This is a genomic window from Cuspidothrix issatschenkoi CHARLIE-1, from assembly GCF_002934005.1.
GTDB classification, from domain to species: domain Bacteria; phylum Cyanobacteriota; class Cyanobacteriia; order Cyanobacteriales; family Nostocaceae; genus Cuspidothrix; species Cuspidothrix issatschenkoi.
In genome coordinates this window covers 12,495-24,386 of sequence record NZ_PGEM01000141.1, presented here as the reverse complement: position 1 = coordinate 24,386, position 11,892 = coordinate 12,495, and the positions used below count along the sequence as shown (strand labels likewise).

11 protein-coding genes and 1 pseudogene are annotated in these 11,892 nt (G+C 36.0%); 7 read left to right on the top strand and 5 right to left on the bottom strand.

All coding sequences use genetic code 11. From position 1 onward, the window contains the following. Positions 1 to 110: 110 nt before the first annotated feature. The 3 genes and pseudogenes from CUN59_RS17235 to CUN59_RS17225 form a co-directional block, all read left to right on the top strand. Positions 111 to 729 (top strand): annotated as a pseudogene (locus CUN59_RS17235) (MotA/TolQ/ExbB proton channel family protein); the annotation flags it as partial. 318 nt (positions 730 to 1,047) lie between these two features. Further along, positions 1,048 to 1,716, top strand: coding sequence for an ExbD/TolR family protein (locus CUN59_RS17230; protein ID WP_104389001.1), 669 nt, complete (start codon positions 1,048 to 1,050; stop codon positions 1,714 to 1,716). 396 nt (positions 1,717 to 2,112) lie between these two features. Beyond that, a complete protein-coding gene (locus tag CUN59_RS17225) occupies positions 2,113 to 3,624 on the top strand; it encodes a hydroxysqualene dehydroxylase (RefSeq protein ID WP_104389000.1) in 1,512 nt (503 codons plus the stop codon). An 85-nt stretch (positions 3,625 to 3,709) separates the two neighbouring features. On the opposite strand, the gene CUN59_RS17220 is transcribed toward CUN59_RS17225, so the two are convergent. Then, positions 3,710 to 4,138 carry a hypothetical protein gene (locus CUN59_RS17220; RefSeq protein ID WP_104388999.1) on the bottom strand — a complete coding sequence of 143 codons (429 nt, stop codon included), beginning with the start codon at positions 4,136 to 4,138 and terminating at the stop codon, positions 3,710 to 3,712. 249 nt (positions 4,139 to 4,387) lie between these two features. On the opposite strand from CUN59_RS17220, the gene recJ reads away from it, so the two are divergent. After that, positions 4,388 to 6,433 carry a single-stranded-DNA-specific exonuclease RecJ gene (gene recJ, locus CUN59_RS17215; protein WP_104388998.1) on the top strand — a complete coding sequence of 682 codons (2,046 nt, stop codon included), beginning with the start codon at positions 4,388 to 4,390 and terminating at the stop codon, positions 6,431 to 6,433. Between the two features lie 105 nt (positions 6,434 to 6,538). Here recJ and psb30 read toward each other — a convergent pair whose 3' ends face one another. Continuing rightward, positions 6,539 to 6,658, bottom strand: a complete 120-nt coding sequence (gene psb30 / locus CUN59_RS17210; protein ID WP_104388997.1) for a photosystem II reaction center protein Ycf12/Psb30 — start codon at positions 6,656 to 6,658, stop codon at positions 6,539 to 6,541. Positions 6,659 to 6,814: 156 nt separating this feature from the next. On the opposite strand from psb30, the gene CUN59_RS17205 reads away from it, so the two are divergent. After that, on the top strand, positions 6,815 to 7,165 hold the full coding sequence (locus tag CUN59_RS17205) for a YkgJ family cysteine cluster protein (protein WP_104388996.1): 351 nt from the start codon (positions 6,815 to 6,817) through the stop codon (positions 7,163 to 7,165). A gap of 89 nt (positions 7,166 to 7,254) precedes the next feature. Here CUN59_RS17205 and CUN59_RS17200 read toward each other — a convergent pair whose 3' ends face one another. Together CUN59_RS17200 and CUN59_RS17195 are read right to left on the bottom strand one after the other, a co-directional pair. Continuing rightward, positions 7,255 to 7,986 (bottom strand): hypothetical protein, encoded by a 732-nt coding sequence (locus CUN59_RS17200; protein WP_104388995.1) that lies wholly within the window; start codon positions 7,984 to 7,986, stop codon positions 7,255 to 7,257. After that, positions 7,983 to 9,212, bottom strand: a complete 1,230-nt coding sequence (locus CUN59_RS17195) for an AAA family ATPase (RefSeq protein WP_243406977.1) — start codon at positions 9,210 to 9,212, stop codon at positions 7,983 to 7,985. Before CUN59_RS17195 ends, CUN59_RS17200 begins: the two co-directional genes overlap by 4 nt. A 307-nt stretch (positions 9,213 to 9,519) precedes the next feature. On the opposite strand from CUN59_RS17195, the gene CUN59_RS17190 reads away from it, so the two are divergent. Continuing rightward, positions 9,520 to 9,897, top strand: a complete 378-nt coding sequence (locus tag CUN59_RS17190; RefSeq protein ID WP_104388994.1) for a TMEM165/GDT1 family protein — start codon at positions 9,520 to 9,522, stop codon at positions 9,895 to 9,897. A 43-nt stretch (positions 9,898 to 9,940) separates the two neighbouring features. Beyond that, positions 9,941 to 10,222: a TMEM165/GDT1 family protein gene (locus tag CUN59_RS17185; RefSeq protein ID WP_104388993.1), complete on the top strand. Its 282-nt coding sequence runs from the start codon at positions 9,941 to 9,943 to the stop codon at positions 10,220 to 10,222. A gap of 396 nt (positions 10,223 to 10,618) precedes the next feature. Here the strand turns inward: CUN59_RS17185 and CUN59_RS17180 are convergent, their stop codons facing one another. After that, complete coding sequence (locus tag CUN59_RS17180; RefSeq protein ID WP_104388992.1) at positions 10,619 to 11,731, bottom strand: fatty acid desaturase; 1,113 nt, start codon at positions 11,729 to 11,731, stop codon at positions 10,619 to 10,621. Positions 11,732 to 11,892: the final 161 nt, after the last annotated feature.

Here is an 11,892-nt window from a genome sequence, read left to right as displayed (position 1 = left end):
ACTTTTTGGTTTACTGCTGAGTAATTAATGAGAAAAGTTTGTGAGTTTTGCATTACTCTCTAAAATGAAAATGCTTTGACTACCAGCGATGGAGAGAGGAACCCTACACAGTGGATATTTTAGATTTGTTTAAGAAGGGCGGGCCCTCTATGTGGCCTTTGCTAGTTTTATCAGTTCTATCACTCAGCGTCATTTTTGAACGTCTGTGGTTCTGGTTAAGGATTTTGACCCAGGAAAAAGAAATTGTTAATCGCATTCTTGATGCTGCTGGGGAGAATTGGGAAATAGCAGAAGCGATCGCCGAACAAGCCAGAGATCAGCCTATTGGCAGGTTTTTATATGCACCTTTACGCTTACAAAAATACGATCCAGAAACCTTTAGATTAGCACTAGAATCAACCGCAGCCGAGGAGATAGCGGGAATGCGTCGGGGTGAAAAACTTCTTGAAGCCGTTATTGCTCTTTCACCCCTGTTAGGATTGTTGGGTACAGTTCTCGGTTTGATTCATTCCTTGGGTTCAATTCGTATTGGTGATTTAGGAACTGAATCTGCTACCGGCGTTACAACTGGGATTGGGGAATCCCTGATTAGTACAGCATCAGGATTAATAGTAGCGATCGCCAGTTTAGTATTCTATCGCCTATTTCAAAGTTTTGTTGTTAACCAAGTTAAAGTTTTCAACAAAGCAGGAAATGAACTAGAACTTCTCTATCGTCAGTATCCACCTGAACCGAATACAATTAATAGAAAAATAGAGTCAAAATCTACTTCTGAATCATTTACTAAAAATTCAGCTATTGAGTCAAATGAAGTAATTGATCCAATTGAGCTAGATGAGAAAATTGATTCCCATAAGACAATTGAGCTAGAGCTAAAATCTACTCCTGAAAATTTCCGTTCATCGTCTCACCTAGACGAAACATCATTTACTAAAAATTCAGCCATTGAGTCAAATGAAGTAATTGAGCCAATTGAGCCACACCAAATAATTGAGCCAGATGAGAAAATTGATAATTCCACTTTGAACTCCCTAGAAAAGCAAGAAGATGAAAGTTAAACTAGATACCCCCGGTGAAGAACTTCAAATTCAGATTATCCCCTTAATTGATGTTGTTTTTTGTATTCTGACATTCTTTTTATTAGCAGCTTTACAATTTACCCGCCAACAAGCCATTAATATTGACTTACCTAAAGCGAGTACAGGTACAGATTCGGCTGCTAATTCCCAAGTCAAAAATAACATCTTGCCTGTAACCATTGATGCCATTGGGTTAACTTACATAGAAAAAGAACCCGTCAACCGGGAGCAATTAGAGGCTCGTTTAAAACAATATCTGCAAACGAATCCAGATGGAATTTTAGTATTAAATGCTTCGCGCACAGCTACTTATAATGATGTGATTCAAACATTAGATTTGCTGAGAAAAGTTGGCGGAAATCGCGTATCTCTGGGTATTATTCCTGGTTCATCTCAACCAGTCATAAATTCACCTGGTGTATCTACTTTTCCTACTCCTAGCATACCTAATAATTTCGCTAATCCAGAAATTAACCCACCAGGAAACTTGAGTCCTTTACCACCTGCTAACCCCAATCAATTTCCAGCACCAGCAAACGGACTACCTCCTGGAATTACACCTGTAGTTCCCAATAACACCTTACCACAAACACCTGTAGCACCAGGTACAAATAATTCTCCTCCTCCTCAAAATTAAGACCATTTCTTGACAAATTTTTATATATTTATATCTCCCCATATTTTCCCAGATTAGGAATTTATGGGGAGATTTTTATATTTAGTAGTAGGAATTTGAGACAAAAAGATCCCCGACTTCTTATATTGATTGTGTCCATAAATGATAATTGGGTGTTCAATCCTCATACCAATTCTGTACAAAGATGCACACAAAAATACTCCTTGTAGTTCCTCTTAGTCAGGTGGTACAACCGAGGGTTAATATATGCGGCTTTACATAATACTGGTATCAGTTTAAGAGAACTTAACACTTTAACTAGGGTTTGCTGAAGAAGTGGAACAGGGAACTCTTAACTGGGAACAGTTCTTAGAAATCAGATACATTATTAAATGAGTGCAATTATGATCAGGGAAAATGTCAAAAGAATCACAACAGAAAAAAGTCATCGTTGTTGGTGCTGGTTGGGCTGGTTTAGGGGCTACTTACCATTTAGCCAAACAAGGTTATGATGTCACATTACTAGAAGCTGGACAATATCCTGGTGGTTTAGTAGCAGGTTGGCAAACAGCCGCAGGTAAATCTGTAGAAGCTGGTATTCATGGCTTTTGGTATCCTTACAGAAATATTTTTTCTCTGATTAATGAATTGGGAATTAGTCCTTTTACAACTTGGACTCGTTCCGCGCAATATTCTCCCGCAGGTTTGGAAGTAGAATCTCCTATTTTTCAAGATTTACCCAGACTGCCCACACCTTTAGGAACTTTTATATATCCTCAATTTCAAAGATTACCATTAATTGACCGTTTGAGTGCTTTACCCTTACTATATAGTTTGATTGATTTTGATAATTCCGATCAGGCTTGGAAACGTTACGATTATCTTACAGCCCGTGAATTATTCAAGACTTTTGGTGTTTCTGCCAGACTCTATAAAGAGGCCTTTGAACCAATGTTATTAGTGGGATTATTTGCCCCTGGTGAACAATGTTCTGCGGCTGCCACCTTGGGAATGTTATATTATTTTATTCTCGCACATCAACCGGATTTTGATGTAGTTTGGTGTCGCGGCACTGTGGGAGAAAAAATCTTTCGTCCCTGGGTAGAACAAATAGAAAAATTAGGTGCAAGAGTTCTATCTAAACATAAAGTTACAGATGTAATTATAGATAGCAATGATCACGTTAAAGGTGTAGTTTGCAATGATGAAATTTTTGATGCTGATGCTGTAATTTTTTCCGTTGGTGTTACAGGAATGAAAAAGATTGTTTCTAGTAGTCCGAGTTTACAAAATCGGGCAGAATTTAGAAACTTAAATAATTTAGGGGCTGTTGATGTTTTAGCAACTCGGTTATGGTTTGATAGAAAAATAGATATTCCCCGTCCTTCCAATGCTTGTTTTGGTTTTGATGATTCTACGGGATGGACATTTTTTGATTTGAATGCTTTACATGATGAATTTACAGATGAACCAGGAACAGTAATAGAAGCGGATTTTTATCACGCTAATCAATTTCTGCATTTAAGTGATCATGAAATTGTGCAAATAGTTCAAGGTTATTTAACAAAATGTATTCCCGGTTTTAGAGAAGCAAAAGTCATAGATAGTAGTGTGATTCGTTTAGCAAATGCAGTTACACATTTTGCCCCGGGTAGTTATCGTTATCTGTTACCAGCTAAGACCAGGTTACAAAATCTGTTTATGAGTGGAGATTGGATTATTAACCGTCATGGTTCATGGTCACAAGAAAAAGCTTATGTGACTGGTTTAGAAGCTGCAAATTTAGCTATTTCCTATTTACAATCTGGGGAAAAAGCCAATATTTTACCAGTGGAAGCAGACGAAAATCATATCCAATTTGCCAGAAATATCAATCAAGTTGTTCGGGATGTGGGTAAATCTATTTTACCTAATTTCTGGTTGCCATAAAATCATGTTTGGTGCTTATGCACATTTAATTACCACCAGATGTCCATGATGTTGGGTTTCCTTGGGTCAACCCAACCTACATAATTTAGGCTCTTTTTTTACTATCTAGACCTTTTTGCAGCCAATTTAAACATTCATAGGGTGAGGAAAATAATTTAGGTGCGGCAATATTACTTAATGATTCTGGACTGTAATGGTCGTAATAACATCTACCATTTTTATCATAAATAATAATCAAATTATGATTGTAAATATAGCGGGTTTTAAAAAAATCACCTTGACTTACAAAGTCTGTATGAATATCAATATGTTCTTTAGCAATATCAATTATATTTGTGATGGTATTTCCATACATTTTGGCTGGATTTTCGGCAGCATGAAATCGGCTTTTATGTGCAATTTCAGCTAATAATTTATATGAATAAATATCGTAATCATCTACTTTGCCAAAAACAAAAGGAATAATCAAATATCCATTATATGAGACAGAACTTTCATAAATTAGCCGATTCATAATCATCTCCTTGGGGGTTAATTATTGAGGATAAATAATAGTAAGCTAAATCTTTCCTTTACAGGGAAGGGTAAGAAAAAAAGCAGCTTTAACGCCTTTATTCTTGATTAAGCTGAGGTTATATCTGCAATTTTAGGTCTTGAGGGTAAGAGGAAAAAATATGGTTGATGTACTGGTAAGGTGTTAAGCTAATATAGCTTAATATCTATATATTTAGTGTATAAAAATATTACAAGTAACTAATAACCAATGACTAATGATAATTCTGCTAAACGCTTACCTAATCAACGTTGGCAAATTTACCCGGAAAATAGAGAATTAGCGGAAAAACTAGGGAATTTAACGGATATATCCCCTATTATTAGCCAATTGTTAATTAATCGGGGTATGGAAACCCTAGAAGATGCAAAGATATTTTTAGAACCCGAATCTCTCATTTTACCTTCTCCTTTAGAAGAATTTCCAGATTTAGCTGCAAGTGTGGAATTATTGGAAATTGCCATTTCTAAAAAAGAGAAAATAGCTATTTGTGGAGACTATGATGCAGATGGTATGACTAGTACTGCATTACTACTTCGTAGTTTACGCGCTTTGGGTGCTGATGTTGATTATGCTATTCCTAGTCGAATGCACGATGGTTATGGGATTAATAACCGGATTGTACAAGAATTTCATGATGAAGGTGTGGGACTAATTCTCACGGTAGATAATGGAATTTCGGCTTTTGAACCTATTACTAAAGCTAGAGAATTGGGTTTAAAGGTTATTATCACCGATCATCATGATATTCCTCAACAATTACCCCCAGCTAACGCTATTTTAAATCCTAAACTAATCGCTGAATCTTCCCCTTATCGGGGTGTTGCTGGTGTAGGGGTGGCGTATATTTTAGCGGTTTGTTTAGCACAGCAGCTAGGGGAATTAAAAGGTTTAGTACAACCACTTTTAGCTTTATTTACTTTAGGAACTATTGCCGATTTAGCACCTTTAACGGGTGTGAATCGTCGCTGGGTTAAAAGAGGTTTAAAAATATTACCTAAATCTACTTTACCAGGTATTCAAGCATTAATTCAAATTGCTGGGGTTCAAGCTAGTGAAGGAGAAAAAAATCAAAATACCAAATCTTTAAAACCGGAAGATATTGGTTTTCGCTTGGGTCCACGAGTTAATGCTATTGGCAGAATTGGTGATCCACAAATTGTCATTGATTTACTGACAACTGATGATTTTGGTGTAGCACTAGCTAAAGCAATCCAATGTGAACAAACTAATACTCAACGGCAACAAATGTGTGAGGAAATTGAAAAAGAAGCTATTTCTATTGTTGAAAATTTATATGTCAACTCTTTACAGAAAGACCGGGTATTAGTTATTATTAAAGATAATTGGCATCATGGTGTCATTGGCATTGTTGCTTCCCGTTTATTAGAACGCTATGGTGTTCCTGTCTTTATTTGTACCTATGAAAATGAAAGCATAATTCGCGGTTCGGCGCGGGGAATTCCTGAATTTAATGTTTTTGCAGCTTTAGAAGCTTGTCGGGATTTATTAGGTAAATTTGGCGGACACAAAGCTGCGGGAGGATTTTCTTTACCAGCAGAAAATTTATCAGAATTTCGGTTGCGGTTATCTGCATTTGCAAATCAGCGTTTAGAATTGCAACACCTTAAACCTCTTTTAAAAATTGATACTCAAGTTGATATTCACGACATTAATCAGGATCTTTTCCAACAATTAAATATTCTCCATCCCTGCGGTATTGATAATTCCGATCCGATTTTTTGGACTCCTAATGTCCAAGTAATTGAACAGAAAATTGTTGGTAAAGGTCACATTAAATTAACTATAGCCCAAATTATAGATAATCAGCGTCATGAACTTAAAGGTATAGCATGGCGTTGGGGTGATTATTTTCCCCTACCATCAAGATTGGATATTGCTTATAAATTACGAGAAAATAATTTTAATGGTCAAACAAGTATAGAAATGGAATTAGTTGGTGCAAAACTGCCAAATTACGTTATTAACCTGTTTGCTAATTCATCGCACCTATCACGGGCTAATTTTGAATACAAACAGCGTCAATATACCTGTGGGATCTATAATAATGGTGCAAGTACAGAATTAAGAGTGAAAAATTCTGAAGGTAAAGTTTTAGTGATGCGGCCAGAAGATAAATTTGGTCTGTTGGGTTTCAACCGCGACAATGCTGAACAGGTGAATTTATCTCAACCCATATATGAGGGAATTGTTCAAAATGCAATTCAGGCTTTGTTAATCTCTTTACAGACTTAAAGATCAAAAGCTTTTTTAAGCGAATAATTTAAAATTCCATAATCGCAAATGGGTAATTGGTTATTATACAAAGCATTACCCACTACCAATTACCCATGAACCAGGTTACAGGTCACCGTTGCGAAATGCGAGAACGAAGATAACAGCAGGACCAGCAAGCACAATTAGTGCCACGCAGGTTAATTGTAATACAACTTCCCAATTGACGTTAGCTAAAGCTTCCATTTTTTCCTCCCAAAAGTTTTAAAAGATTGAATAATTTAATAACGCAACCCAAGACTTATCATATCTGGCCTGGGGATCTAAAATTTAATTTACTTCACAAAATTATAGAAAAAGTCATAAAAAAGTAAAATAACAACAAGACTAGAGGTAAAAAATATGGCTACTTGGCAATGTATATCTAATTGTGGGGCGTGCTGTAACCTAACACCAGCAGATCGTCCTGATTTGGAAGAGTATCTTTCACCACCAGATTTAGAACTGTATCTCAGTATGGTGGGTGAGGGAGGATGGTGTATAAATTATGATCATGGCACGCGGGAATGTAAAATCTACCCTACCCGTCCCCGGTTCTGTCGGGTGGAAGCGGAGACGTTTGAAGAGATGTATGGAATTGAACCGGAGGATGTAAATGATTTTGCCATTGATTGCTGTCGTCAGCAAATTGAGGGGGTTTATGGCGATCGCAGTTTAGAACAAATCCGTTTTGATCAAGCTGTTGGTTTTTGATTTAATTCATACAGGTATCCTCTCATTGTGTTTTTTAGCGCAGTAATCAATGAGAGATTCACCTTCATGTACCTAAATTTTGCTACTGCTTACAAAGTTTCTATGCGACTCCATATATCTAACAATAATTTCAAGCTAGATAAATGATTCATTAATTCACATCGCTTTTTTAACGCATCTAGATACTTTTTACCCTCTACAACTTTTGGATCTTTTTTACTGTAGGACAAACCAAATTGTTGGAGATATTCTTTGAGATAACGTTCATGAAATTTCGCTTTTGTCCTAAAAATATATCCAGGTGGACATGAAGACATTTCTTCAGGATCATTGACCAAAATATCGTAATATGCCTGAAAATCAGATAAAACTGTAGAACTTCCTATTGAACTATATTCCTTAGGAATTTCTGCATTACCCAATGCCCATGTTTCAATACAGCAATGCTGAATTATTATATGAATCTCTGTTTTTGATCCATCTATATTGTAGCCTGATTTTAGATCATCAAGTTTAGATTTCACTTCATGAAACCGATCAGTGTAAGAATTTTCTTCAGAGTCAATACATATAAAGAAATGATTGACATTGCCGAATGTTACTATATCAATTAGACAAGCTTCCAGTCGAGAAACTCCTGGATATTGCTTAGGCTTACTCACCATATTTGGATAGCCGTCCCCTGCAATAATTCGACAAGTATTTATTGTCATATCTTCAGGTCGGACAACAAAAGTTAAGCTAGGAAATAAATATTGTAACCATGCTTTATATACTTTTGGTTCAGTCTTTCCCCCCTCTACTAAAAATAAAAGATTCACTCGGAAACTTCCTCACTATCAAGTAAATTAACTAATTGAGTAAACTTATCCAAACTAGATGCTGTGTTCAGTTCTGGAATATCAGAAGCTTTTCTAACTTTGACTTTATTTCCAGATTTACTAACTATTTGCCAAGTTTTCCAAGGAATATTATTGATAATATATGGATGATGGCTAGTAAGTATAAACTGTACATCTGAGGATTTATCAAGGATAAAATCTGTTAGTTCAGCCATACAGTTAATTCCTAAACTATTTTCAAATTCATCAATTAAAATTACTGATTCTTCAGGAGCAGTAATTACTTCAACCAAAAAAATTAAAGTACGAAACATACCGGATGAAATTCGCTCTTGAGGAATCCAGTCTTCTAAACCATTTTCTTGAATTTCAAAGAATAGCCGAGCATCACCATCTGAATTTCTCTTACTACCGACTCTGACATCTTTAACTTCTGAAAAAATATCAATATAATACTCTTTAATTTTATTAAAAATTTCAGGAGAAAATTTCTGCAAATAAAATGCCTTTAGAACTGGTGGATTTCTAGTAGAATATTGGGTTTTATCGAAACGCTTTGAAAAATCTTTAGGTAACACCATAGGAGGTCTATCATTAGCGTCAACCATAAATGTATAATTCTGAGCAGTTTCAAAGTTAAATATTAATCGCCCAAATGCTTCACCTACTGGAACAATCAAATTTTCCTCTAAAAGAATGGCAATAGCACTTTCAGTTCTTTTAAGTTTAGGTAAATCTTTGTTATTTAATTTTGACTTAGAAGGACTGAGGAGAAATATTTCTGTTTCTGAATCATCATTATATTGAACTAATTTTTCATAAACAATTTCAGTCTTTTCTAACTCATAAACAATTTCAGTCTTATCAAACTGACTTAGATATCGAAACATCTCTTTGTTTTTAATTGAGGAACTTCTTAACTCCCACCTATAATTTTGTCCTAAATGAGAAAAATTGATACTCCATTCCAAATCATCTAAATTGCGATTTACACCTTTTGCAGTATCACAAATTAAATTAAGTGCCCTTAAAATTCTTGTCTTTCCAACTCCAGAACCACCGACAAGTAAATTTAGCTCCTCAAATTTAACTTCCTGAATGTGCCAATTTTCTTTATGGTTACTGAATTTAAAACTCTGTATTTTCATACTTCTTACTTTTTTTAACAAATAATTATATAGAGAATCTAAAAGAACTTCTGACATGAATATCTTCAATTCGCTCTATATCCGGTATTTTAGCACTCAAAGTTATGATCAGAGATTTTGTTTTAGATTACTTTTTAATATCATTAATTAAGCGCGTATTCTCATCAATATTCTTTATGTAAAAAATAAATACTGCTATTTGCTTGATATTTAGTCTTGATCAGTATAAGCAGAGCGATCGCAGTTTAGAACAAATCCGTTTTGATCAAGCTGTTGGTTGGTGAAAAATCTAGTTGCCATTTATGACAACATTATGAGAAAATGAAAGGAATATGAAAACAACTTAGAAACAAAACTAACGCCTGTGAAAGTTGATACTAAACCTGCTACTATTTCTCAGCCATCGGAAACTGAAAGCTATTCACTTCAGCCTCTAGTTAAGGAGAATCGCAAACCCCAAGAATCCCTATTTATGGTATTTGGGACAACCTTTATCACGATTTTTCTCGCGGAAATTGGTGATAAAACTCAACTTTCCACCCTGCTAATGAGTGCAGAATCCCATGCACCTTGGGTAGTTTTTCTAGGGTCTGGCGTAGCATTAATTACTACTAGCTTACTAGGAGTATTATTAGGTGGTTGGATAGCAACAAAACTCAGCCCGAAAACTGTGGAGAAATCAGCCGGTGTGATGTTGTTGCTAATTTCGATTATGTTGGTGTGGGATGTGATTCAGGGTTAATTCTGGTAGTTAATTCTTATAAATATTGTAAGCTAGGAACATTATGGACTGGCATCTTTTAGGATTAAGCTTTGTGACGGTGTTTTTGTCAGAATTGGGTGATAAAAGTCAGTTAGCAGCGATCGCTCTTTCTGGACAAGGACAATCTCGAAAAGCCATATTTTTTGGTACAGCAGGGGCTTTAGTATTAACCAGTCTTTTGGGTGCATTGGCTGGTGGTGCAGTGTCACAATTTTTACCTACACGCATTTTAAAAGCGATCGCTGCCCTTGGGTTTGCTGTCCTTGCTATTCGTCTCTTATTGCCTAATAGTGACGAGGAATAAGAAATACATATCACATTATATCAATTTTCTATGAAGATGCACATAATCAGCCCCCCCTGTAGTCCCCCCTTAACAAAGCTACCGTGTACAGTTTAATCAAGTGGCCTAATAGGGTTTTGATGCCCCCTCACCCCCAATTCTGGGGGGATAAGAATTTTAAGGTCCCCCAAACTTGGGGGTCACGGGGGCAGGGGATTTAGGGGGCTAAATCATCATAAGTACCTGAGCAAAATTAATTTAACATTTTTGGAAAAAAGAAAAATCTCTGTATTCCTTATTTCCTGTTCCCTGTTCCCTGTTCCCTCTCCAAAATATAAAATTTATTTTGCACGACTACTTAAAACGAAGACAAGATGCCCGCACCACAAAGGTTGTACTAATGATTTTGTGGCTAATTTAGCTGCAATTTGCTGTAACATTCCTTGCCCAAGATGTTGATTGATGGAATGAAGCAATGGACACAAGACGATTTGCCGATGAATCCCACAAAATAAATTTGAAACAATCAGGAATATCTGATATTTTTAGCTTTTTTACATGGGTCAATAGATGACTATTTTGATTGTGGCAAGCTTCCAGATTATAATTAGGGATTCTTTCAGAAAGATGGTGAATATTGTGATAGCCAATATCTGCGGCAAACCATTTGAAAACTGTAGGTAATTCTAAATAACTACTGCCTTCTAATGCCCCTAATGTATAATCCCAACCTTGGGTTTTATGGGCGTAAGAACCATCAAAGTTATGCTGGACAAAGAAGACACAGATAAAAATTGCGGCTGAAAAGGTGAGGGTGATTGAGTAAACACTAAGGAAGAATCCAAATCCTAGTAAATAGCCGGCATAAATCCAACTACTAACGACAAAAATATTGTTAAAAAGCAGATCAAAAAACTCTTCCGTTGTGTACCAACTTCTGGATTTATAAGAGTAAATAATCTTCTTGATATCCATAGTTGGATCTTCTTGGATGCAAGTCATTAAATGACCTATAAAACCATATAATCCGCTAATTAGTGCCAGTCTGGGCTTAATTGCTAGGTAGAAAAAGCCGCCGGGCAACAGCATGAATGGATGCCTCAAAAATCCATACCACTTTTGAGCAGCAGGACTAAGTTTACTAAACTCTTCTGTGGAGATTAATGCCGATGGTCCCCGATATTTTTCCCAATCACCATTGGTTTTATGATGGTAAGCATGACCTCTTGACCAAGGATATTGAGGGATGGCATTAATGACTCCTAAAATAAATCCTACAACTCTATTTACCCGTTTAGAGCTAAAAAGTGAATAATGTCCACAATCGTGCATTAAGGAAAAACAACGTAGGGAAAATAGTATGATCAAAATCATGATCGGTGGTAGCAACCAAAAGGAAAATTTTGCTGCTTGTGGTGCTAAAATCCATAACAAAATATAGGGAACTACTGTATTCAGTATTTGATAAGTTGCGCGGAAGTTGTTGCTCTTCATGTAAGGAGCTAAGATAAAATCTGACTTTTTAATCATTCTGATATTAGGTTGACCACTATCTTTACTAACAGCGCGGTAATGTTTGCTGGGACTTGCTTTGCAGTAAGCTAACCAACAATTGAGGTTTTTGGGTATTTATAAGTAATTGGACAAAAATATTTACAGTCATTGGGAGGGAAGGGAAGCAATCACAACCC

Excerpts from the sequence above, each read along its gene's own strand:
- CUN59_RS17220 (WP_104388999.1), bottom strand. The coding sequence starts at position 4,138 with ATGAATCGGCTAATTTATGAAAGTTCTGTCTCATATAATGGATATTTG.
- CUN59_RS17195 (WP_243406977.1), bottom strand. The coding sequence starts at position 9,212 with ATGTCAGAAGTTCTTTTAGATTCTCTATATAATTATTTGTTAAAAAAA.
- CUN59_RS17180 (WP_104388992.1), bottom strand. The coding sequence starts at position 11,731 with ATGATTAAAAAGTCAGATTTTATCTTAGCTCCTTACATGAAGAGCAAC.
- CUN59_RS17205 (WP_104388996.1), top strand. The coding sequence starts at position 6,815 with ATGGCTACTTGGCAATGTATATCTAATTGTGGGGCGTGCTGTAACCTA.
- CUN59_RS17230 (WP_104389001.1), top strand. The coding sequence starts at position 1,048 with ATGAAAGTTAAACTAGATACCCCCGGTGAAGAACTTCAAATTCAGATT.
- recJ (WP_104388998.1), top strand. The coding sequence starts at position 4,388 with ATGACTAATGATAATTCTGCTAAACGCTTACCTAATCAACGTTGGCAA.
- psb30 (WP_104388997.1), bottom strand. The coding sequence starts at position 6,658 with ATGGAAGCTTTAGCTAACGTCAATTGGGAAGTTGTATTACAATTAACC.
- CUN59_RS17225 (WP_104389000.1), top strand. The coding sequence starts at position 2,113 with ATGTCAAAAGAATCACAACAGAAAAAAGTCATCGTTGTTGGTGCTGGT.
- CUN59_RS17185 (WP_104388993.1), top strand. The coding sequence starts at position 9,941 with ATGGACTGGCATCTTTTAGGATTAAGCTTTGTGACGGTGTTTTTGTCA.